At 35.9% G+C, this 22,166-nt stretch carries 24 protein-coding genes; 22 read left to right on the forward strand and 2 right to left on the reverse strand.

Going from position 1 to position 22,166, the window contains the following annotated elements; all coding sequences use genetic code 11:
* Positions 1 to 220: 220 nt before the first annotated feature.
* The 22 genes from rsmG to EUI_RS0107395 all read left to right on the forward strand — a co-directional run bounded on the left by rsmG (position 221) and on the right by EUI_RS0107395 (position 18,793).
* Positions 221 to 940, forward strand: coding sequence for a 16S rRNA (guanine(527)-N(7))-methyltransferase RsmG (rsmG, locus tag EUI_RS0107290; protein WP_010017139.1), 720 nt, complete (start codon positions 221 to 223; stop codon positions 938 to 940).
* A 52-nt stretch (positions 941 to 992) separates the two neighbouring features.
* Positions 993 to 1,754 carry a ParA family protein gene (locus EUI_RS0107295; protein WP_010017140.1) on the forward strand — a complete coding sequence of 254 codons (762 nt, stop codon included), beginning with the start codon at positions 993 to 995 and terminating at the stop codon, positions 1,752 to 1,754.
* Positions 1,744 to 2,643, forward strand: coding sequence for a ParB/RepB/Spo0J family partition protein (locus EUI_RS0107300; RefSeq protein ID WP_010017141.1), 900 nt, complete (start codon positions 1,744 to 1,746; stop codon positions 2,641 to 2,643). The genes EUI_RS0107295 and EUI_RS0107300 overlap by 11 nt, the downstream gene beginning before the upstream one ends.
* A 1-nt stretch (position 2,644) precedes the next feature.
* Positions 2,645 to 2,848: a DUF951 domain-containing protein gene (locus EUI_RS0107305; RefSeq protein ID WP_010017142.1), complete on the forward strand. Its 204-nt coding sequence runs from the start codon at positions 2,645 to 2,647 to the stop codon at positions 2,846 to 2,848.
* A 129-nt stretch (positions 2,849 to 2,977) separates the two neighbouring features.
* Complete coding sequence (gene ychF / locus EUI_RS0107310) at positions 2,978 to 4,078, forward strand: redox-regulated ATPase YchF (RefSeq protein ID WP_010017143.1); 1,101 nt, start codon at positions 2,978 to 2,980, stop codon at positions 4,076 to 4,078.
* A gap of 88 nt (positions 4,079 to 4,166) precedes the next feature.
* Positions 4,167 to 4,871, forward strand: a complete 705-nt coding sequence (locus EUI_RS0107315; RefSeq protein WP_010017145.1) for a DUF1129 domain-containing protein — start codon at positions 4,167 to 4,169, stop codon at positions 4,869 to 4,871.
* 12 nt (positions 4,872 to 4,883) lie between these two features.
* Entirely contained in the window at positions 4,884 to 5,573 is a 690-nt protein-coding gene (locus EUI_RS0107320) for a response regulator transcription factor (protein ID WP_010017147.1), read from the forward strand.
* Positions 5,573 to 6,658: a sensor histidine kinase gene (locus EUI_RS0107325; RefSeq protein ID WP_010017148.1), complete on the forward strand. Its 1,086-nt coding sequence runs from the start codon at positions 5,573 to 5,575 to the stop codon at positions 6,656 to 6,658. The genes EUI_RS0107320 and EUI_RS0107325 overlap by 1 nt, the downstream gene beginning before the upstream one ends.
* Before the next feature lie 14 nt (positions 6,659 to 6,672).
* The gene (locus tag EUI_RS0107330; protein ID WP_010017149.1) at positions 6,673 to 7,935 is read left to right on the forward strand and encodes a D-alanyl-D-alanine carboxypeptidase family protein; all 1,263 of its coding nucleotides are present in this window, start codon (positions 6,673 to 6,675) and stop codon (positions 7,933 to 7,935) included.
* 116 nt (positions 7,936 to 8,051) lie between these two features.
* Complete coding sequence (locus tag EUI_RS0107335) at positions 8,052 to 8,753, forward strand: glucosamine-6-phosphate deaminase (RefSeq protein WP_010017150.1); 702 nt, start codon at positions 8,052 to 8,054, stop codon at positions 8,751 to 8,753.
* A gap of 87 nt (positions 8,754 to 8,840) precedes the next feature.
* Entirely contained in the window at positions 8,841 to 10,193 is a 1,353-nt protein-coding gene (locus tag EUI_RS0107340; protein WP_010017151.1) for a glucose-6-phosphate isomerase, read from the forward strand.
* A 111-nt stretch (positions 10,194 to 10,304) separates the two neighbouring features.
* Complete coding sequence (comGA, locus tag EUI_RS0107345; RefSeq protein ID WP_010017153.1) at positions 10,305 to 11,252, forward strand: competence type IV pilus ATPase ComGA; 948 nt, start codon at positions 10,305 to 10,307, stop codon at positions 11,250 to 11,252.
* Positions 11,203 to 12,237, forward strand: coding sequence for a type II secretion system F family protein (locus EUI_RS0107350; protein ID WP_010017155.1), 1,035 nt, complete (start codon positions 11,203 to 11,205; stop codon positions 12,235 to 12,237). The genes comGA and EUI_RS0107350 overlap by 50 nt, the downstream gene beginning before the upstream one ends.
* Positions 12,234 to 12,545 carry a competence type IV pilus major pilin ComGC gene (comGC, locus tag EUI_RS0107355; RefSeq protein ID WP_010017156.1) on the forward strand — a complete coding sequence of 104 codons (312 nt, stop codon included), beginning with the start codon at positions 12,234 to 12,236 and terminating at the stop codon, positions 12,543 to 12,545. Before EUI_RS0107350 ends, comGC begins: the two co-directional genes overlap by 4 nt.
* Positions 12,529 to 12,921 (forward strand): prepilin-type N-terminal cleavage/methylation domain-containing protein, encoded by a 393-nt coding sequence (locus EUI_RS0107360; RefSeq protein WP_014947691.1) that lies wholly within the window; start codon positions 12,529 to 12,531, stop codon positions 12,919 to 12,921. The genes comGC and EUI_RS0107360 overlap by 17 nt, the downstream gene beginning before the upstream one ends.
* Positions 12,905 to 13,108 carry a hypothetical protein gene (locus EUI_RS0107365; protein WP_010017158.1) on the forward strand — a complete coding sequence of 68 codons (204 nt, stop codon included), beginning with the start codon at positions 12,905 to 12,907 and terminating at the stop codon, positions 13,106 to 13,108. The genes EUI_RS0107360 and EUI_RS0107365 overlap by 17 nt, the downstream gene beginning before the upstream one ends.
* 58 nt (positions 13,109 to 13,166) lie before the next feature.
* Positions 13,167 to 13,517 carry a hypothetical protein gene (locus EUI_RS0107370; RefSeq protein ID WP_224154412.1) on the forward strand — a complete coding sequence of 117 codons (351 nt, stop codon included), beginning with the start codon at positions 13,167 to 13,169 and terminating at the stop codon, positions 13,515 to 13,517.
* Complete coding sequence (locus tag EUI_RS0107375) at positions 13,510 to 13,797, forward strand: hypothetical protein (protein WP_010017160.1); 288 nt, start codon at positions 13,510 to 13,512, stop codon at positions 13,795 to 13,797. The genes EUI_RS0107370 and EUI_RS0107375 overlap by 8 nt, the downstream gene beginning before the upstream one ends.
* 40 nt (positions 13,798 to 13,837) lie before the next feature.
* Complete coding sequence (locus EUI_RS0107380; protein WP_010017162.1) at positions 13,838 to 14,848, forward strand: class I SAM-dependent methyltransferase; 1,011 nt, start codon at positions 13,838 to 13,840, stop codon at positions 14,846 to 14,848.
* Positions 14,849 to 14,957: 109 nt separating this feature from the next.
* Entirely contained in the window at positions 14,958 to 16,208 is a 1,251-nt protein-coding gene (locus EUI_RS0107385; protein ID WP_010017163.1) for an acetate/propionate family kinase, read from the forward strand.
* Positions 16,209 to 16,314: 106 nt separating this feature from the next.
* Complete coding sequence (locus EUI_RS0107390; protein ID WP_010017164.1) at positions 16,315 to 17,607, forward strand: endolytic transglycosylase MltG; 1,293 nt, start codon at positions 16,315 to 16,317, stop codon at positions 17,605 to 17,607.
* A 223-nt stretch (positions 17,608 to 17,830) separates the two neighbouring features.
* Entirely contained in the window at positions 17,831 to 18,793 is a 963-nt protein-coding gene (locus EUI_RS0107395) for a GRP family sugar transporter (RefSeq protein ID WP_010017165.1), read from the forward strand.
* 162 nt (positions 18,794 to 18,955) lie between these two features.
* On the opposite strand, the gene greA is transcribed toward EUI_RS0107395, so the two are convergent.
* Positions 18,956 to 19,438 carry a transcription elongation factor GreA gene (greA, locus tag EUI_RS0107400; RefSeq protein ID WP_010017166.1) on the reverse strand — a complete coding sequence of 161 codons (483 nt, stop codon included), beginning with the start codon at positions 19,436 to 19,438 and terminating at the stop codon, positions 18,956 to 18,958.
* A 57-nt stretch (positions 19,439 to 19,495) separates the two neighbouring features.
* Positions 19,496 to 22,108 carry a YfhO family protein gene (locus EUI_RS0107405; protein ID WP_010017168.1) on the reverse strand — a complete coding sequence of 871 codons (2,613 nt, stop codon included), beginning with the start codon at positions 22,106 to 22,108 and terminating at the stop codon, positions 19,496 to 19,498.
* Between the last annotated feature and the right edge of the window lie 58 nt (positions 22,109 to 22,166).

A 22,166-nucleotide genomic window follows, 5' to 3' on the forward strand; every position in this document is an offset into this window, starting at 1 on the left:
AATTTTAAAATAAAAATGCTTACTGATTTTGATGATAACGTGTCAAAAAACACCTCTAAGGGGTAAATGATACCAAGAGCATATTTTTAGAATAATTATCAAAACAAATAATGATATAATTAAAGCGTTGAAGCTTGAAAATTAGGCTTTTTTCAGGTATTCTAGTATTAGTTGTAATTGGCGCTTTTTGTGCTGAACAAACTTGAAACGGAGCAAAAAATTGACAGTCGAAGAGTTTATTTTAGCAGTTAAAAACGCTGGTATTACTTTAACAAAACATCAAATACAGCAGTTTGAAGATTATTTTAACATGTTAATAGCCACTAATGAACATGTTAATTTAACGGCTATTACCGAAAAGAATGATGTTTATCTTAAACATTTTTATGATTCACTAACGATTTCATTTTATGAACAAGATCTGCAGACAGCTGAAAAAACATTAATTGATATTGGAACAGGGGCAGGTTTTCCATCCTTACCACTAAAAATTGTTTTTCCACAGTTAAAGATAACAATGGTTGATTCACTTCAAAAACGCATCAATTTTTTACAAGAAGTAGTTACTACTCTTGATTTATCTGGTGTTGAAATAATTCACGGCCGTGCTGAAGACATTGGTCAAAACTTAAGGTATCGTGAAGCATTTGATTATGCTACGGCACGTGCTGTAGCTCGGACAAGTGTATTGGCTGAGTATACATTACCATTTGTTAAAAAAGGTGGCAAGTTCATCGTTATGAAGGGTGCCGCTGCACAGCAAGAATTAGCAGACGGTAAACAGGCCTTAGCCACACTAGGTGGGGTTTTGCATGATGAATTTGAATTTTCATTGCCTAATGGTGATGTGCGATATATTCAAATTGTGAATAAAAATAAGAAAACACCAAAACAATATCCAAGGCAGGCGGGAACGCCTAGTAAGAAACCAATCGGATAACAAACATGTACATGATGAGTGAACATGTTGATAGAAAGGACGTCAAAATCACATGGCACAAATAATTGCATTAGCCAACCAAAAAGGTGGCGTCGGAAAAACAACGACAAGTGTTAATTTAGGCGCAGCATTGGCACAAGCTGGTAAACGTGTATTACTGGTAGATATAGACGCGCAGGGAAATGCGACAAGTGGCTCTGGTGTCGACAAGTCTGAATTGGAACGTGATAGCTATGATGTTATGGTTGATCGTGTACCAATAAGAGAAGTTATTGTGCCAACAGATAATTATGATTTAGTACCGGCTACAATCCAGTTATCTGGGGCAGAAATTGAGCTGGCAAGTCAAGAAAAACGTGAATATCGCTTAAAAAAAGCGTTATCAGAGGTGAACGATGATTACGATTTTATTTTGATAGATAATCCACCGGCTTTAGGTTTATTGACTGTTAATGCTTTTACAGCTTCTGATGCTATTCTTATTCCTGTTCAAACCGAATTCTATGCGTTAGAAGGATTGGGACAGTTGCTAAATACGATTGAACTTGTTCGTCAGCAGTTTAACGCTGACTTGGATATTTCAGGTATTTTACTGACCATGTACGATGGCCGCACAAATTTGGCTAAACAAGTTTCTGAGGAAGTACGTAATTATTTCGGTGATAAGGTTTACACGACCGTTATTCCGCGTTCTGTACGTTTGAGCGAAGCCCCCTCATATGGACAGGCCATTATTGATTTTGATCCACGCTCAATTGGATCAAAAGTCTATAGTGAGCTCGCACAGGAGGTCTTAAAACAATATGGCAATTAAAAAAGGTGGCCTTGGAAAGGGCTTAGGCGGGTTGTTTAATGCAAATAATGTGACTGAAGAAGCCCTAGAACATACAAAGTCAGTTACAAAAAAAGTGACAGACGGTGAAAGTATTGTGCTGATTGAGCTGCCAGATATTGAAGCTAACCCGTTTCAACCACGTCATCATTTTAATGATGACAAGCTGCAAGAATTAGCACAGTCTATCAAAGAAAATGGTGTGTTAACACCAATCATTGTACGTCGTTACAACAACAAGTATCAAATTATTGCTGGCGAACGTCGCGTACGTGCATCAAAGTTGGCCGATCTAGTACACATTAGCGCTATTATACGAAATGTTGATGATGACACGATGGCTGCTGTTGCTTTAATTGAAAATTTGCAACGTGATGATTTAGATGCTATTGAAGAGGCGCAGGCTTATGACGGCTTAATGAAGCAGCTACAGTTGACCCAAACACAAGTAGCTGAAAAAATTGGGAAAGATCGTACGACTGTAACAAACGCCTTGCGTCTTTTAAAACTGCCACAAACTGTACAAACATTAGTGGAAGCTGGTGATCTTTCAATGGGACACGCCCGTGCATTACTGGGTTTAAAAGATAAAACACAAATAGAAAAAATAGCACAATCGATTGTTACGCAAGGTTTGAATGTCCGTCAAGTTGAATCACTGGTTAGAAATATGAATGATGGTTCGACAGACAAGACAGTTAAAATAGTCTCACCATTTGCTATGTCAGTAGCAACCCAACTTGAAGAAAAATTTGGCACAAAAGTCAAAGTTAATGCTGGCAACAAGGGCAATGGTAAAATAGAGATTAATTATATGTCAAATGATGATTTGAGTCGTATTTTAAATTTGCTTGATATTGAGGTTGACTAATATGGTGGAACCATTAATTTATAAATTAAATGATATTGTTGAGATGAAAAAACCTCATGCTTGCGGTACTAATGCATGGAGAGTAACACGTGTCGGTGCAGATATTAAATTGATTTGCACGAAGTGCGGTCGTGGCATTATGATGTCGCGTTTTGATTTCAATAAACGATTAAAGAAAATTTTAGTATCAGCTGAGGCTGAGTAATCTCTTTTAACTAGGAAAGGAAACGTGATTTAAATCGTATTAATGTCGTAAACCTATTTTTGATCATAAAATGGTCTGTGAAAAATAATAAGTTACGGATTTAAAACTATTTGTCACATAATTTAAAATATGGCACTTACAGCTGGAATCGTTGGTCTGCCAAACGTCGGCAAGTCAACATTATTTAATGCAATAACCAAAGCGGGCGCAGAGATGGCTAATTACCCGTTTGCCACAATTGAACCCAACGTTGGCATGGTTGAGGTGCCAGACGATCGTTTAGCGCGTATTCAAGAAATAGAGCCGGCAGACAAAATTATACCAACGACATTTGAATTTACTGATATTGCTGGTATTGTAAAAGGTGCTTCGCAGGGAGAGGGACTTGGCAATAAATTTTTGGAAAATATTCGCCAAGTAAATGCTATTATCCATGTTGTGCGCGCTTTTGACGGAGATGATATTATTCATGTTAATGGCGTTGTAGATCCATTAGATGATATTGATACGATTAATACTGAATTGATCTTAGCTGATCTTGAGACAGTGGATAAACGATACGCTAAAGTAGTACGTGCAGCTAGAGGTTCAGATAAATTAGCTAAAGCAGAGTTACTCGTATTAGATAAAATAAAGCCCACATTAGAAGCAGGTCAGTCTGTCCGGTCGATTAATTTCACTGATGAAGAACAAAAAGTAGTTAAGGGATTATTTTTGTTAACGAGTAAGCCAGTGCTTTATGTTGCTAATTTGGCAGAGGATGACATGGCTGATCCTGAATCATCACGATATTTCAACGACATAAAGGCTTTTGCTGCAACTGAAAAAGCAGATGTCATTGGTTTGTCTGCTAGTGCTGAGGAAGATATTGCCCAGCTGGCAGAAGAAGATAAAGCAGAATTCTTGGAAATGGCTGGCGTAGCAGAACCAGGATTAAATAAATTAATTCGTGCGGCATATCATCTACTTGATCTAAGGACTTTTTTCACGGCTGGTGGGAAAGAGACACGTGCTTGGACCTTTAAATCTGGTATGAAAGCGCCACAGACAGCAGGCGTAATTCATTCTGATTTCGAACGTGGTTTCATTCGTGCAGAAACGATTGCTTTTGATGATTTGAATACGTTTGGATCCGTTAAAGCAGTTAAAGAGGCGGGAAAGTTACGTTCAGAAGGAAAAGAGTATGTTGTCAATGATGGTGACATCATTGAATTCAGATTTAATGTTTAGATCACTTGTTGATTAAGAATAAATGTCGACGTGCTAAAAAACAGTTAAGCAGACTAAACTCTGTGTACATAACTTCGGAGGAATCATAATGTCAGAAAAAAGAGAGCAATTAACGAAAAAAAATGAAGATTTTATTTTTCGTTTTAAAAAATTAATGCTTCAAAATAGCCAATTATCTGCTGACAAAATAGCGGAAGTCACAAATGAAGTTGAGCAAAAGCTAATTGAAGCACAAGGAACTGGTCAAACAGCAGCACAATTGTATGGCACACCAACCCAAGCTGTACAACAATTTTTAGATCCTAGAAAATTGGCAAAAAAGTTGCATGATTATAAATTTTGGAACTTAGCAGCGGATACATCATTAGCAATTTTAATGTTATTTTGTGCCGTATTTGGTTTGTCTTTATTCTTTTCAAAAAATACTACTAATCAAGGTGCTGGTATTGTTTCTCTATTTTTGATTGCAATTCTTGGTGGTTCGATTTATACAGCGGTGATTTTGAAATTAACACCTGATCCAAAGAAAATAAAAAATAACGGGCAAAAAAATTATCGGTGGTTATATTTAATTGGTGCCGTTGCGGCATGGATTATTGGTTTCATTGTTCTTGGATTATTGCCACAAGTTATTAATCCAACTTTGCCACCAGTAGCTTATATTGTTTTAGCTATTGCGGCATATGGTGCGTTCCGATGGAATCGCCAATATTCTGGTTTGAAAGGTGGATTTTTAGCCATTAGTCAATTATCACAACAAGCACGTTTGGAAGCAGCACAGGCCAAAAAGTAGAAGGAGCTGAAAATGAAAATTTTAGTTGTCGACGATGATATTGAAATTGCTGAATTACTTGAGATTTATCTTAAAAATGAAGGCTATGAACCTGTTATGGCAGGTGATGGAAAAGAAGCCATTTCTAAGTTAAATACAAATCCAGATATTGCGCTCATGGTTTTGGACGTCATGATGCCAAATATGAATGGTCTAGAAGTTGTTAAAATTGTTCGAAAAGATAGCCGTATCCCGATATTAATGCTGTCAGCAAAATCTGGTGATATGGATAAAATTCAAGGACTAATAACTGGTGCGGATGATTATGTGACGAAACCTTTTAATCCACTCGAAGTTATGGCACGTGTTCGGTCACTATTACGGCGTGCAGAAAATTCAGTTCAAGATAAAACGCCAGATGTTTTGGATATAGGCTCATTGGTTATTAATAAGGATAGCCATGAAGTAAAGACTGCTGAAGGCGATTTAGTTAATTTAACAGCTTTAGAATTTGGTATTTTTTACTTACTAGCCTCTCATCCTAATCGTGTTTTTTCAGCTGATGATATTTTTGAGCGTGTTTGGCAGCAAGAATCAGTTGTATCGGCTAAAACGGTGATGGTTCATGTTTCTCATTTACGTGACAAAATTGAAGAAGCAACAAATGGTGATCAAGTGATTCAAACTGTTTGGGGCGTTGGTTACAAGATCGAAGTCAATTAATGAAAAATTTTGCGTTGTTTCTTAAGCACAATCGCACAAAAATTTATTATGCGGTAGTGACATTTTTGTTGCTGCTTTTTTTTAGTTGGTCCATTAAAACAGGAGTCACTAGGTTACAATTATATCGCCAGTTAACACCGGTTATGAGTCAATGGTTACTGATAATACTAGTTAGCGTTGGTAGTACAACGATCCTCATTTGGCAGTTTGTTCGGTGGCGACAAGCGGAAAGCTTAAGTCATTTCATTCACGATATGAACCGTATAGCACGTGAAAATTCTGATAGCATGATTGAATGGCATGCTGCATATGCACCTAAAACGCAAGCTTTAATTGACGTGTCAAATCAAATTGCTAAAAATACGCGTCAAATTCGAGAAGAAGAACGTGAGAGTGAGCGATCAAAAGATGAAATGATTACTAATATTTCCCATGATTTACGAACACCTTTAACTGCGATTATTGGTTATCTCGGATTAGTTGAAATGAATGCGGATACATTGAGTGCAGCGGAAAAAGCGAAATATATTCATACAGCATACGATAGATCTAATCAGATGAAGGTTTTGGTCGAGGATTTATTTGCCTTCTCGCAAACACAGGCACATGATGCAGTGCTTAATATATCAACATTAAGTCTCGGCGATTTATTTGCTCAGTTAATTGCAAGTTATGAAATTGAAGCACAAGAAAAGCATATTGAACTAACACAAATTACGAACCCAGAAATAATTATGTTGGAAGCTGACTCAGATAAATTAGCCAGAGTTTTAATGAATTTAATTACAAATGCAATGAAATATGGCAAAAGAGAGACTTTTATAAAATTAACTGCGCAAGTCAAGAAGACCGATGTGGAAATTCGTGTTATTAATGACGGTGTTAAAATTCCAAATAAGGACATTGTCGACATTTTTGGGCGATTTTATCGTGTTGAAAGCTCACGTAATAGTAAAACAGGTGGCACTGGTTTGGGATTGGCAATCGTTAAGGGGATTATTGAGCAACATCAGGGATCAGTATCTGCGTCATCAGATGATGAACTAACATCATTTATTGTAACAATACCGTTAAAGCAACATTAGGGAGAAGAGGGATAATGAAACATATTAAAGTTATTGGGATGATTTTTGCCATACTTTTTTTGACGGCAACAGCGGTTTCGGCAAATGCTATAGCTAAACCACTAGAGATAAAGCAGGATGTCAGTTCAGCTATTGTTATTGATGCCAGTACTGGGCAGATATTAGCAGTAAAAAATGCCGATAAATTGGGGCCAATTGCATCACAGTCTAAATTGTTAACAGCTTATGCTGTCCTTAAGGCAATTGATTCAGGAAAAATAAAATGGTCAAATAAAGTTACTATTTCTAAAAAAGCTGATTTATCTAAACAAGATAGTCATATGTTTTCTCATTTGGCTGTCAAAGTGGGGGATCGATTAACTGTACGTGAATTGTATAATACCATGATTACTTTGTCAGCTAACGATGCCGCATTTGCACTTGCAGAATATATGACACCAAAAAACTTGACCACTGTACAGGCCTTACAGTTGTGGGCTAAAGAATTACAGTTGACCCAATCACAATGGTATAATTCTGCTGGGCAAGTCAACCAAGATGCGTTTGAGAATAAAGTCAAAAATGCACCAGATGATGCGGTAAATTTGGCGAGCCCAAAACATGTTGCAATCATTGCAAGAGAAATAGTTAAGTTAGATCCAAATATTCGTGAATTAGCAACAAATACTCATGTTTCATACCATTTAACAAATAATTATATTGTCAATGAACCAACGGAAATGACAAAAAATTGGCCGTACTTAATTAATCCAAATCACCTCACTATTGAAGGGTTAAAAACAGGATCTACGCCAGAATCAGGGGCAGCTTTTACTGGCATTATTAAAGATAGTAATGGACATGAGTTTATAACTGTTGTTAATGGCGCAGCTAGCTATATGGATGAAGTTCAAAGGTATCAAAAAACGTTGAATATTGTTAATGAAGTCTTAAATGCTCAGAAAGCCACCACTTTTAAAAAAGGGCACGTGTTGCCATACGCTAAACAAGTTAATTTGTTGCGTATGAAACAGTATCATATGCCAGTGGTAGTTGCGCAGACAAGGACAATTTGGATCAATAAGTCATCTAATTTATCTCCAAAAATGACGGTGCTTGATGTCAAAGGCAAATTAGTGCAAAAAGGCCAAAAAATTGGGGATATTAAGTTTAATTTAAGTGGGGCACAATATTTGCCAACCAGTGATGATTCTGATAAATCAGTGCAGTTGGTTGCCACACAAAAGACAAGACAAACTAATTTTATCATTCGTGCATGGCGGGCAATTGTGCACTAATAGTATTTTTGACAACTTTAAAAAGTTGTTTTTTTTAACTTTTCAAAATGATTAGAATGTGTTATTATATTGGTATAGACCAAATTGGTATAGACCGATTAAAATTGGAGAAAATTATGAAAATTATTAAAGTTAAAAATTCAACTGAAGGTGCCCGAAAAGCGTTTGATATATATCAAGCAGCATTAAGTAGTGGTGTTAAGGTACTTGGCTTAGCAACTGGATCAACACCGATTGCCTTATATAAAGAGTTGACAGATAGTGATTTAAATTTTTCAAATATAACATCGATTAATTTAGATGAATATTTAGGCTTAGATGGCGATAATGAACAAAGCTATCGCTATTTTATGAATCAACATCTCTTTAATAAGAAGCCCTTCAAAAAATCATATGTACCGGATGGCATTAGTGAAGACCACGAAGCAGCAGCTGAGCAATATGATAAGATCATTTCAGAGCATCCTATTGATTTGCAGTTATTAGGCATTGGCCTAAATGGGCATATTGGTTTTAACGAACCTGGAACGGCATTTGATTCAACAACACATATTGTTGATTTGACACAATCAACAATTGACGCAAATGCACGCTTTTTCGATAATTCGATGGATGTACCAACTCAGGCAATTTCTATGGGAATTGCATCGGTTATGTCTGCAAAAGAAATTTTGTTAATGGCCTATGGTGCTGATAAAGCAGATGCAATTGCAGCTATGGTCAATGGTCCTGTAACAGAGAAAGTGCCAGCCTCCATTTTACAAAATCACAAAAATGTTACAATTATTATTGATGAAGCAGCGGCGACAAAATTGTGATAGAATAATCTTGTAAGCGCTTAACATATATTAAGGAGGAAAGCATTCACCTGTGAAACTTACACAGGCGAAATTGCGGGTAATACTATGGCACATATCACATTTGATACAAAGAACATCGAAAATTTCGTGGCGGATCACGAATTTTCTGAAATGCAACCATTAATTACAATGGCGGATCAACAACTGCGAAATCGTACAGGGGCTGGGGCAGAGTATTCTGATTGGGTAACATTACCAACAGATTATGATCAAGAAGAATTTAGTCGCATACAATTGGCAGCTAAAAAGATCAAATCTAATTCAAAAATTTTGGTTGTTATTGGTATCGGCGGATCATATCTTGGTGCTAAAATGGCCGTTGATTTTCTAAACCCAGTGTTCAATAATGAATTGCCTGATGACCAACGTCAAGGAGTCAAAATTTATTTTGCTGGAAATTCAACTTCTGCATCATATTTGAATGACTTAGTACGTGTCATTGGCGATCAAGACTTTTCAGTAAATGTCATTTCAAAGTCTGGGACAACAACAGAACCCTCAATTGCTTTCCGTGTTTTCAAACAATTACTTGAAAAAAAATATGGCGCAGATGCGGCTAAAAAACGTATCTTTGCAACAACTGATGCTAACCGTGGTGCATTACATGATGAAGCTGCTTCAGCAGGGTATGAAACATTTGCAATCCCTGATGGCGTCGGTGGACGTTTCTCAGTCTTAACGGCTGTTGGCTTGTTACCAATTGCTGCGTCAGGTGCTGATATTCAAGCATTAATGACAGGTGCAAAAGATGCACAGATTGAATATTCAGATGACGATATTACCAAAAATGAAGCTTATAAATATGCTGCAGCTCGTCGTATATTGTACGATAAGGGTTATACAACAGAATTACTGATTAATTGGGAACCATCAATGCAATATTTGTCCGAATGGTGGAAACAATTAATGGGTGAATCTGAAGGAAAAAACCAAAAAGGTATTTATCCTTCATCAGCTAACTTTTCAACAGATTTACATTCTCTTGGTCAATATATTCAAGAAGGACGTCGTGATTTGTTTGAAACAGTTGTTAAGCTTGATAATCCGGTATCAAATTTAGACTTACCACATGAAGCTGGTAATAATGACGGATTGAAGTATTTAGAAGGTATCACGATTGATGAAGTTAACACAAAAGCATCTCAAGGTGTAACATTAGCACATATTGATGGTGGTGTGCCTAACTTAGCAGTGCACATGCCAACACAAGATGCTTATTCATTGGGATATTTGATTTATTTCTTTGAAATGGCTGTTGGTGCATCTGGTTATACATTCGGTATTAATCCGTTCAACCAGCCAGGCGTTGAAGCCTATAAAACAGCGATGTTTGCTTTATTGGGTAAGCCTGGATACGAAGAAGCAACTAAAGCATTTCGTGCACGTTTAGATAAGTGAACATAGGTTAGACAATATATATTTAAAAAATGCTCAGAGAAATCTGAGTTTTTTTTGTGAGAAAAAACTATCGCGGCCGTATGATGTTATATGATTCAGAAAGGTGTCAATATGAATGGAATTTTAGAGGAAGCAATAACACAACAAGCCAATGATATTTATATATTGCCAATTGACAAGGCGAAATATGTGATTAAATTTCATGTGGACGGTCAATCTTATGCATTTAAAGACATCAGTGAAGAAGATGCGCAACTGATGGTTTCTGCAATTAAATATCGTGCAAAAATGAACATTTCTGAACGACGTCGACCGCAGTTAGGTCGATTTCAATTTGATGATATTTGGATTAGAGTGTCCACAGTAGGTGATTTCTTAAACCGCGAAACAGTTGTGCTACGTATGATTTACCAACAGCAACAAAAACAGCAATGGTTAGATTTTCAGCAATTTCAACAAATAGAGGCAGCCTTGCCGAATTCAGGTTTGTTTGTGATTTCTGGACCAACAGGATCAGGGAAAACAACCACATTATACCGATTATTAGATAAGGTATCAGATGATAAATTAGTGTTGACAATAGAAGATCCAGTAGAAATACAACAACCTAAATTTGTACAACTTCAAGTTAATGAAGATGCGAGTATTTACTATGACGATTTAATTAAAGTGGCTTTACGACATCGACCCGAAGTCTTATTAGTGGGTGAAATTAGAGATGGCACAACAGCAAAGGCTGCAGTACAGGCAGCCTTAAGTGGACATTTAGTATTGAGTACAGTACATGCAATGTCTGCACGTGATGTTATTTTGAGATTACGAGATCTTGGTGTGGAGAAGAATAAGTTGGCTGTCGCGTTGTCTGGGGTTGTGTATCAGCGCTTATTACCCACATGTGATAATCAACAAGCAGCGATTATAGATATGTTACAGGCTACAGAAATTAAACGTGTATTAGACGGAGAACAAGTTCCAAAGTTCTCAAAAAACTGGCAGGAGGTTTTGCATCATGCGATTAAAATTAACAAAATTTCAAAAGCAACGTATCAAGCACTTTAAAACAAGTGAACAAGTATTGTTTTTTCAAGAACTAGGCGAGTTGTTACAATCTGGTTATAGCATTTCACAAAGTTTGGACATACTAGCTAGTGCTCATACGAAGTGGCAGCATTGGCTGAGACGTGTTATAAAAGATTTAAATCAAGGATTTGCACTACATATTATTTTGAGAAAAGATGTGAGTAATCAAATATTATTGCAACTAAAATTGGCAGATCAACATGGTAATTTAACCGAGACGTTGGTAGCGATTGGCGAAAATCTGGCAAAACTTCAGCAGCAACAAAATAAAGTGACGCAAGTCATGCGTTATCCAATCATTTTATTAGGCCTTCTTGGCATGATGTTTGTTGGGTTAAAATATTTTTTGTATCCTATTTTAAATCAATGGCAAGATACATCGACGATGGGGACTAAGGAAAGTCACATTTATTTATACCTCACTTCTGGTATGATTATTTTATTTTTACTAGTGACAATTGCCTCTTATCATAGAAAAAATCCACGTCAAAAGCTTATTTTATTATCGTATATGCCAATTGTTGGTAGTATTGTCAAAACAATTGTCACTTATCAGGTGACGCAACAGTTGGCGACACTTCTCTCAAGCGGTTTAACCATACCAGAAATTTTAGATGAAATTAGTCAAGGTGACGAAAAAAGTAATCATATGACGGTCAGTTTAGCGAATCATGCACGTCAACATTTTCAAAAAGGGTATACAATTGAAAGTTACATTTTAAAGCAACCTTATTTTAATCGTTCGTTAGCAGGTTATTTCTCTCGAGGACATGAGCCCAAAGTGTTGGCTGATTATCTATCTTATTATGCTAAGACGCAATTTCAATTACTGATGCAACAAACAGATCGTTTGATTGGCACACTGCAACCTTTATTTTTTGGTGTGATTGGTGTGGCAATTGTTGGATTATACATGTCGATGTTATTACCTATGTACCACTCTATTGGAGGTTTATATCAATGAAAATTTTTAAAAAAAGTCGACAAGCATTTACTCTGATTGAAGCAGCAATTGTGCTTTTCATTATTAGTTTATTGATGCTCCTTATTTTGCCTAATCTCGGCTCACAGCGTCAAAAAGCAGTTGAAACACATGCAACGGCAATGGTGTCTACTGTACAAACACAAATAGATTTGTATGCAAATGAACATCCTGAAAACGGTTCAATAACGATGAATAATTTGGTGGCAGAAGGCTATTTAACGGCAAAGCAGGCTCAAAAAGTCAAAGATTTAAATATTACAGTTGCAAATAATGAAGCGCACAAATAGCGGATTCACTTTATTAGAATCTTTAATTGTACTTAGTATCGTGGCGAGCATGTTATTGATTAGTTGTACAATAAAACCACATTATCAACAAATGGCACAATGGGAGCCAGCGTTTAAATCTCAATGGCATCAGACTAGATTGACTGCACAGCAAACACAAAAAAATGTTACTGTGACATTTGATAGAGATGTGGTGATGTTTGGTCCTGATAGTTTTAAGTATCCAAAAGGTTATAGCAATCAGGTATGCACACAGATAAAAATATTGAAAACGGGCTACGTTGCGCCGACAACAATTGTGTTAACAACTGGTAAACAGACAATTAAAATTATTTTTAGTTTAGGAGGTGGCGAATATCGTGTTGAAAAGACGTAAATCAGGTTTTGTGTTGGCAGAAGCTTTAATATCTCTCTTACTGATAAGTACTGCAATAACGTTTGAATATGAACAGGTTAGAAATTTTAAACAACAAGATACACGTTTAAAAATAGAATATCAAAATGTTTCGGCGCAACGAGCTACCGCAATAAAGTCATGGCATGATTATGTTGAAAAATATTAGTGCTGCATTTACCTTATTGGAGTCACTGATCGCGGTAATAATTACGGGATTGGTGTTCATGACAATACAATTTAGTCTCTCTTTGTTAAAACCGCAGGTACAAACACCATTAGACATAACATTGCGTGCTGTGACACACCAAATCGAGGTTCAAAAATATATTTTGGTATCGGCACATACAGACCATGTAATTTTAAAAAATAATGAAGAAAAATTAATGAAGTTAACCGTTTACAAAAATAGGTTACAAATATCGGCTGTAGGTGCTGGTCAAATTATTATGGCACAAAATATTAGTCAGTTAACGATTTTTGACCGAACAACTTATTTAGAGCTGGAAGTAGTCAATTGTCAAGGTCAAAAAGCAAGTGGCTTACTTTATCTTAAAAAAGGGGGGAATCGTGTTTAAAAAAAGGCAAGCATCAATTTTAGTGTCCTCATTAATACTCTTGGGTTTACTTGGTGGTGTGATGGTTTTACAAAATATAGCTTTTAATGCGCAGTTAAAATCAAGATCTCAAATGATTATTTTAACAAAACTTGATCAAATACAGCTACAGGCAAGTTTAGCGTATCATAAAAGTAACCATCAAAATCGAAAATTTGGAAATGTTAAAACAACTGTGGTGAAAGACAATATTGTCATTGAACTAGGACATACGATATACACGAGAGAGCTACTTGTGTAAACGTCTTGAAAATAATGTGAAAAGAAGCTAAAATAAGTCTATGACACAAGAAAAAATAGCAACATATTTTGAGGCACTAACAACCAGCACACAAGCATTGGCACGAGATGCAGATATTAGCATGATCGATGCGTTAATTGAGGTACTAGAAGATATTCATGCTGGTAATATTCAACATGAATTAAATATCCCAACAGCGGAGACAATCGATAAAATACAAAGTTTGATCACTGATTTTGATTGGCAAAACATGACACAAGCAGACTTAAGAAAAGTACTGCAGTTAGTTATTTTGAAAGCTAATCGAGACGATAAAACGCCTACTAATTATCAATTAACACCAGATGGAATCGGTTATTTGTTGGCAGATTTTTTGTCACAAACAGCAAATTTATCAGATGGTGACACGATCATAGATCTTACAGTAGGAACTGGTAATTTACTTAATACAATTAACGATGTATTAATAATGAACAATGTGAAAATCAAACGAATAGGGATTGATAACGACGACACGCAATTAGCTTTAGCATCAGCTGTTGATGAGTTACTTAACCAAGGAACAACCGAATTTTACCAAGAAGACGTAATTTCAACAAAAGATGTTCCTAAATCTAAAGCAGTTATTGCAGATTTGCCAATAGGTTATTACCCAATACAACCAGGAGAGGACTATGATACGCGTGCGACAGAGGGGCGATCATTTGTGCATCATCTGTTGATTGAAAAAAGTTTGGAATTTGTGACTGAAGATGGTTGGATTTATTTAATTGTACCAGCCAATATTTTAAACGGAGACAATGCTAAAAGCTTATTAAAACTTGTGGCTAATAAAGCACAACTTAAGGCTTTCTTGCAATTACCAAATGAATTCTTTAAGGATCAACGTGCAGCTAAAGCCATACTTGTCTTGCAAAAAAAAGATGTCGGAACAAAAACAGAGGTGTTAATGGGGCAGTATCCAACTTTAAAAGATATTGTTGCTTTGAAAAAATTTTTGCAAGAAATTGCTGCTTGGGTTAAACTTGATAAAGAACAGGATAGTATATAGTATGTCATAAAATATAAAGTGCTAAACAATATTTTTTTATGGAAGAATCCTATGTATTAAAACGTCATAGATCAGAACACATTCAAGAAAGACAGGTAAAAATCAAATCATGGCTAAGACAATGGCTGTTAATGCGGGTAGTTCATCATTAAAATTCCAATTATTGGAAATGCCAGCAGAACAAGTAATTGCGCAGGGTGTTATTGAACGAATAGGTATGGATGATGCTATTGTAACAATCAAGTATGGTTCTGAAGTGGAACGCTTGATTGATGACTCCGAAGATGAGGATCATATCACCCTTTCTAAAAATGGCAAGGACAAAAAATATGAAAATGTGCTTGCAATTAAAGATCATCAACAAGCCATTAATTTTATGTTACAAAAATTAACAGATCTTGGCATTATCGAAGACTTTAATGAAATTACAGGTGTTGGACATCGTGTCGTTGCTGGTGGTGAATGGTTTAATCATTCGGTTGTTGTGAATGATTCAGTTCTAGAAAAAATTGATCGGTTAGCAGACTATGCACCATTACATAATCCTGCCAATGCCATGGGAATCCGCGCTTTCCAAAAATTATTGCCAGATGCTTTGTCGGTTGCCGTATTTGATACGTCTTTTCATCAATCAATGCCTGAAGAAAACTATCTATATTCGTTACCATATGAATACTACACGCGTTATGGGGCACGTAAATATGGTGCTCATGGGACGTCACACCGTTACGTTGCGATGCGGGCAGCAGAAATGCTTGGCAAAGACTTGAAATCATTGAAGTTAATTACACTCCATTTAGGTGCAGGCGCTTCAATTACAGCTATTAAGGATGGTAAGTCACTTGATACATCAATGGGCTTTTCACCACTAGCAGGTGTCACAATGGCTACACGTTCGGGTGATGTTGATCCCTCACTTGTATACTATATTCAAGAGCGCGAAGGTTTATCTAATGATGACATGCTGAATATATTGAATAAGAAATCAGGTTTACTTGGTTTATCAACTATTTCTTCTGATATGCGTGATTTATTGGATGTGCAAGATACAAATGATCATGCTAGATTAGCAGTTAACATTTTTATTAATCGTATTATAAAATATATTGGTCAATACATCGCCGAAATGGGTGGTGTTGATGCAATTGTATTTACAGCAGGTATTGGGGAAAATTCGATACCAGTTAGACAAGCAATTATTGATAAATTAGAGTATTTTGATGTGTCATTAGATGTTGAAGCTAACAAGATTCGTGGAAAAGAAGTAGAAATTTCGACTAAATCATCACGTGTGAAAGCTTTATTAATTCCAACAAATGAGGAATTAATGATTGCCCGTGATGTAGAATCATTGAAGTAAAATTTTTTAATCTTTTGCGTTAACAAATATGATAAAATGTAACAAGGCGGCTAGTATGAAATATGCTAGCCGCTTTACTATATAACGCAATTTTAGAAGGTGAATTATGGAATCTAGAAAAAAAAGACATCAACATGAAATTAAAGCTGCCGAGTCGCTAGATGCAGCACAAAATAAACTATCAAATGGTAAACAAAGAAAAATACATGGTACACGAAATCGTATAATTGCAGTGGTTTTAGCAATCTTTGTTATTGTAGGAATTGCATTTATGGCAAAAACATTATTGACAGATAAGAATGCGGCATTGAATCCACAAGATACAACTTTTAAAACTGTTACTATACCAACTGGTTCAACAGCTTCACAAATGGGGCAAACGTTACAAAACAAAAAAATAATCAAAAACAGTAAAAACTTTTACAAATATGCCATGTCTCAAGGGGCTGAAAAATTACAAGCAGGCACTTACCAACTGTCACCTTCACAAACAACACAGTTAATTTTTGAACAGATGACGAGTGGACCAGGTGCGGCACCAAAATTACCTAAAGGTTATGTATTAGTTTCTGTTGGTCAAACAGCCGATCAAGTTGCGCAACATATTGCTGATGAAGTCCAAGGTCTATCTGAACAGGACATTCTAACAGCATTAGATAGTAAAGCGCTAATTAATCAAATGCAAAAAAAATATCCTGATTTATTACGTGGCGTGGATCAATCAAATACGAAAACAGGTAAATTATTAGATTATGTTTATCCGCAAGCATTTGATTTGAGTAAAGATAAAACAGCGAATGCAGTTATTTCTAACTTGTTAGAGGTATCTAATAAAACGATGCAACCATATTATGGCACGCTTAAAGAAAATGGTTTGCCAACACCAAATATTATGGCCTTACTAGCTACTTCTGGAAAATCCGAATTTGAGCGGCGCCTAGTATTTGTACACAAAGTGGCTCCCTATGCGCAAGAATTATCGAAAAAGTATGGCTTGTTGGCGTCAGTATCTATTGCGCAAGCAGCACATGAATCAAATTGGGATAATTCTAAATTGTCTTCAAAGTATAATAATTTCTATGGTGTCAAAACACAAGATGAAACGCCGGGTAAATCTGTCGTATTAGATACAACGGAATATGTTGATGGTAAGCCAGAAACACAACAGGCACGTTTTGCAGTGTATGACAGTTGGAAAGATAGTATGCGCGAACATGCTGAAACCATTGTAAATGGTAATACGTGGAATCCAAATCAATTCAAGGATGTTATTGCTGCAAAAAATTACAAGCAGGCAGCTAAAGCGCTTTATGATAATCATTATGCAACTGATGTTAATTATACGAAGTTATTAGTTAATGTCATTGAGACTTGGAATATGCAACGTTATGATAAATAACTAATTGTTTTAATAGAAAAAACCATCGAGAAAGTAAATTTCTTGATGGTTTTTTCTATGTTTAGCTATATTGAATTATGTTTTAAGTAGGGTTATTTATCATAATTTATGAAAACGTTTACAATTTCTTAGAAAAGATTGTGTAAACGTTTTCATTCAGGTACAATAGTCTTGTTAATAAATCATGTAAAATAGCATGATCAGGATAAGGAGTCGTAAAATAATGAACGTAGCAATTCTTCTGGCATTGGTTCCAGCGTTAGCGTGGGGGTCTGTGGGGCTCGTTAATACAAAAATGGGTGGGACAGCTGGTCAGCAAACTTTGGGAATGACATTTGGGGCATTAATATTTGGTTTAGGTACAATGTTTTTGTATGTTATACCAAATCATGCATATTTAGGGCCAGAAATATGGATTGTTGGTATTGCTTCAGGTCTAGTTTGGGCAATAGGAACAGCTGGTCAGTTCTTGGCAATCAAAGATCTAGGGGTGTCACTTGCTATTCCATTATCAACAGCTGGTCAAATAGTTACAAATGCTTTGATGGCCGCTGTTGTTTTGGGTGATTGGAAAACTGGTAAGATGTGGCTTATTGGAATCATTTCAATTATTGCTGTGGTGATTGGTGCAACCTTGATTTCTGCGCGTGATAGGGCACTGAATTCTGGTATTAGTGATCAGGTACAGGCCAAAAGTATGACTAAAGGTTTACTGTATTTAGTCATTTCAACTGCAGGATTTATGATTTACTTTGTGTTACCAAATTTTTTGAATAAAATTAATTATATTTCAGATGATATTAAGAATAAAAGTAATGGCGTCGATTATATGACTGCTATCGTTGGTCCGCAAGCTATTGGGCAAGTTGTTGGTGCATTTTTGATTGTTATTTTCGTGTTAAAAGAAGCAGATAAAATGTTTGGCAAGCCAACTTGGAAAAATATTTTGACAGGTCTAGTTTGGGCGATTGGTAATATTTTTATGTTTATTTCAGCCGCAAATCCCGCTGTTGGCCAAACTATCGCCACAACATTTTCACAACTTGGTATTATTGTAGCGACATTTGGTGGTATTTACTTGTTAGGTGAAAAGAAATCTAACTATCAAATGAGACTAATTACTGTTGGGACAATTTTAGTGGTGATTGGGGCTATTATTATTGGTAGCATCAATAAATTTGTATAATGTAGCGGGCTTGGTTTTTTAACGTTAAACACGTATTCATGATAGTTTAAATTAATAAAACACAGCATCAAAAAAAGACTTACAATTGTGCAGGGAACTAATATCTTAGAATTTATTTTTCTAGAGGTATTAGCTTCCTGCTAATGTAAGTCTTTTTAGCTACTATTTTTCAACTTTTAAAATCTCAACACTAATGTTATCTCCACTAGGTAACGGCACGTTGACTTTGTCACCAACTTTTTTACCAAGTAGAGCAACAGCCATTGCTGATTCGTTTGAAATTTTACCTGCTACAGGATCAGATTCAGTTGATCCAACAATAGCATATGTTTCAGCCTCTTCATTTGGTAATTCTTTAAACGTTACAGTTTTACCAAGTGAAACTTCATCAGCAGCGGTTGCATTTGGATCAATAATTTCAGCATTTTCAATCATTTTTTTCAAAGTTTGAATGCGGCCTTCAACGAAAGCTTGTTCATCTTTTGCAGATTGATACTCTGAGTTTTCTGATAAATCACCATATGAACGTGCAATTTGAATTCTTTTAGTAATTTCTGGGCGTTGGTTTGTAATGAGATCTTCCAATTCAGCTTGTAGTTTGTTGCGTCCTTCAGCTGTCATTGGAAATACTTTTTCTTCTGACATAAAAAAATTCCTTTCAATTTTGCAATTTTATTGCAAATAATAAGCAAAAAGAGCATATCATGTGGAACGTTTTCTTGCAAGTGTTTTTTTAAGTATCAGACCTAGTATTAAAACTAGAAGGGCGAATAGTGACATAAATAATCCTGACCAGAACAGTGGCGGCGTATATTTAAACTGAATAGTATGTTTACCAGGCATTGTGTTAACAGCAATAAAATAGTTTGCAACTTTGTCTGGCGATACCGCTCTTCCGTCTAGGGTAATATGCCAACCCGGTGCATCTGGAATTGTTGTCATGATTAATGGTTGTTGTTTAGTTGTGGTGATTTCGCCTGTTATTAAACGTTCATTTCGCTTAGTGATTTTAATTGGATGTTGCTTTAACTGTTGATTGTTTTTCTGGAACTGATTATTATCGACACGATAAAGTGTGAAATTGTTCAAAACAAGCGATTGTGTATTTTTAAAACGAATGGTAACTGTCTGAGGTTTGTTTTTTGCCTTTGTCACTAAATTAACTAGAACAGTGTGACGATAGGAGCTAAACTGTGTAATGACTTTATTATTGATCAATAGGTCAAATTCCTTGATGGGCAATCCTGAACCGAGTGTGAGGTAGTAACTATCATTTGTTTCTGGAGTGAACTGTAAATTTAATTTAGCAGGTTGTGCTTTGTTTACTTTTGTTAATATGGCACCTGTAATGGCGGTCGGCGCGTTAACATTATGTCCGATGGCTTGCTGAAAATTTGCGACATGAATAGGGGAAGTTGCATCACCAGATAAGTCTTGCCAAAGATTACCTTGGTTTTGTAAGGGATTATTATATAACATAGGGGTCTTTAGAGCCTTTGAATTAGCCGAAAAAGCAATAGGTAATGCATAGGGGTTGTTTAGAACGTTACTTGTACCCTTGCTTGACTGTAAGGTATATTTGATTGTATCCGGGCGGTATCCAATTAGATGCGTGCTAGGCTCACCAGCACGTCCATGGTCTTGGCTATTTGGTGTAAGGACATATTTCATTCCGAGTAAGGCATCTGACAAAATGCTACCATTGCTATAGACAACGTAATTATCCCCATCAGGTTGCCCAAAATCACCAAAAAAATTGGGTGTTGTTTTTGGTAGAGCAGAACTAAAGTGTGAACCACTGTAATAATCAAACATCATGGCATCCCCACGTGTTCGTTGAAATGTTTGTGCCACACGATACCATGAGTTATCTTTTTTAAGGGTCTTATCAGCTATATTGAGAGATTTGACGCTGGTTTGGTATTCTGTATTTGTGAGATAAGAGAAACGATTGAGAGATAATATAACATTTGAAGCCAATGATATTGTTGTTATAAAGAAGAGAATTGGTAGCCATAATCGTTGATGCTGTTTAAAAAGCATCAGTGCTAATGTCAGTAGAAAAAGACTGACAAAAATAGCCACACTTTGGTGACTGATATATGCAATTTGATGATTCATTGTGAGTGCATAAGCGATAAAGGCAACTAACATCAATAAAATGATGATAATGGTACTTGAATTTGGGCGCCAATTGGGCTGCCAAGAGAGCGCAGCCAAGTAGATCATGAAAAAACTAATAATAAAACTGAATCGGTAAGGATACCAAACAGGGTATTGAAAGCCATGGAATATTAAAGTTAACGGTGCCCACGTTGTAGCCAAAAATAACAAAATGAGAATAGTAGCACCACCTAATTTAACTGTCCAATTTAATGTTTTGGTGGTAAAAAAAGTTAGTAATACAATTAATATAAATGCAGAAACATAGAAATTTGCTTGCCCCGTTTGCATTTGGTTAAAATCAAAACTACCAGGAACAAGTTTGAATAGGAGTTTCAGTGGATTGTTATCGAATTTCAAGGACCAATCGGAACTGTATTGTGCCTTACCTAGTTTGAGTTGATAGTAAGTTGGTAATATTAACCAGGCGCTCAAGGCACCACCAACAAGGCTTCCAACTACAAAGTGTTTTAAAGTTTGCCAACGAGGCTGTATTTGATTGGGCCATGTCATACGCCATATAAAATAAATTGTTATAAAAATAATAATCATGTAGGCAATGTAATAGTTACTAATAATGGTTAAACCAAGAATAAGCGCATAACGCCAATAAGTGGGACGATTAAAAAGTTGTTCAAGTTGCAAAATAAGAAGTGGTAACAAAATTGCTGCATCGAGCCACAGTAAATTTAGATCGTTGGCAATAAACCAGCCGGAAAGGGCATAATTAATTGCGAATAATGAAACATAGTAATTTTTTTGCAGTCTTAAACTTTTTAAAAGATAAGCCATTGATAAACCAGCCGTGCCAAATTTTAAAACAGTGACTATTAAAATAGCTGCTGGTAGTTGCATTAGTGGAACAAATAAATAAATTAAATTAAATGGGCTCATTAAATAATATGCCCATTCACTGATCATATCACCGCCTAAAGCATTACTAAAAGAGTAGAAGAAACTACTTGGATGAGATATCAAAGTGTGTTTGAAAGCAGCAAATTGATCAATATATTGTTGACCTAAATCGACTGTGAGAACGGAACTTGTGCCAAATGGGGACATACCACGATATATGAAATAACTGAGCATGATCAATAATGGTAACCAAAAGCTTAGTGCTAATGGTGATGTAAAAATATTTTTTTTATTCATATTACTAATATAACAAATTTTTGGGGTATTTTTAGCGATAAAATGAGATTTGTGGTAA

Origin of the sequence: Leuconostoc gelidum subsp. gelidum KCTC 3527 (assembly GCF_000166715.1) — a bacterium.
Lineage (GTDB): Bacteria > Bacillota > Bacilli > Lactobacillales > Lactobacillaceae > Leuconostoc > Leuconostoc gelidum.

Bases quoted from the DNA above. Each gene is read 5' to 3' on its own strand.
- EUI_RS0107295 (WP_010017140.1), top strand. From the start codon at position 993: ATGGCACAAATAATTGCATTAGCCAACCAAAAAGGTGGCGTCGGAAAA.
- EUI_RS0107325 (WP_010017148.1), top strand. From the start codon at position 5,573: ATGAAAAATTTTGCGTTGTTTCTTAAGCACAATCGCACAAAAATTTAT.
- EUI_RS0107405 (WP_010017168.1), bottom strand. From the start codon at position 22,108: ATGAATAAAAAAAATATTTTTACATCACCATTAGCACTAAGCTTTTGG.
- EUI_RS0107320 (WP_010017147.1), top strand. From the start codon at position 4,884: ATGAAAATTTTAGTTGTCGACGATGATATTGAAATTGCTGAATTACTT.
- EUI_RS0107370 (WP_224154412.1), top strand. From the start codon at position 13,167: ATGACAATACAATTTAGTCTCTCTTTGTTAAAACCGCAGGTACAAACA.
- comGC (WP_010017156.1), top strand. From the start codon at position 12,234: ATGAAAATTTTTAAAAAAAGTCGACAAGCATTTACTCTGATTGAAGCA.
- ychF (WP_010017143.1), top strand. From the start codon at position 2,978: ATGGCACTTACAGCTGGAATCGTTGGTCTGCCAAACGTCGGCAAGTCA.
- EUI_RS0107390 (WP_010017164.1), top strand. From the start codon at position 16,315: ATGGAATCTAGAAAAAAAAGACATCAACATGAAATTAAAGCTGCCGAG.
- EUI_RS0107350 (WP_010017155.1), top strand. From the start codon at position 11,203: ATGCGATTAAAATTAACAAAATTTCAAAAGCAACGTATCAAGCACTTT.
- EUI_RS0107380 (WP_010017162.1), top strand. From the start codon at position 13,838: ATGACACAAGAAAAAATAGCAACATATTTTGAGGCACTAACAACCAGC.
- EUI_RS0107315 (WP_010017145.1), top strand. From the start codon at position 4,167: ATGTCAGAAAAAAGAGAGCAATTAACGAAAAAAAATGAAGATTTTATT.
- comGA (WP_010017153.1), top strand. From the start codon at position 10,305: ATGAATGGAATTTTAGAGGAAGCAATAACACAACAAGCCAATGATATT.
- EUI_RS0107330 (WP_010017149.1), top strand. From the start codon at position 6,673: ATGAAACATATTAAAGTTATTGGGATGATTTTTGCCATACTTTTTTTG.
- EUI_RS0107395 (WP_010017165.1), top strand. From the start codon at position 17,831: ATGAACGTAGCAATTCTTCTGGCATTGGTTCCAGCGTTAGCGTGGGGG.
- EUI_RS0107335 (WP_010017150.1), top strand. From the start codon at position 8,052: ATGAAAATTATTAAAGTTAAAAATTCAACTGAAGGTGCCCGAAAAGCG.
- EUI_RS0107300 (WP_010017141.1), top strand. From the start codon at position 1,744: ATGGCAATTAAAAAAGGTGGCCTTGGAAAGGGCTTAGGCGGGTTGTTT.
- greA (WP_010017166.1), bottom strand. From the start codon at position 19,438: ATGTCAGAAGAAAAAGTATTTCCAATGACAGCTGAAGGACGCAACAAA.
- EUI_RS0107385 (WP_010017163.1), top strand. From the start codon at position 14,958: ATGGCTAAGACAATGGCTGTTAATGCGGGTAGTTCATCATTAAAATTC.
- EUI_RS0107360 (WP_014947691.1), top strand. From the start codon at position 12,529: ATGAAGCGCACAAATAGCGGATTCACTTTATTAGAATCTTTAATTGTA.
- EUI_RS0107305 (WP_010017142.1), top strand. From the start codon at position 2,645: ATGGTGGAACCATTAATTTATAAATTAAATGATATTGTTGAGATGAAA.
- EUI_RS0107340 (WP_010017151.1), top strand. From the start codon at position 8,841: ATGGCACATATCACATTTGATACAAAGAACATCGAAAATTTCGTGGCG.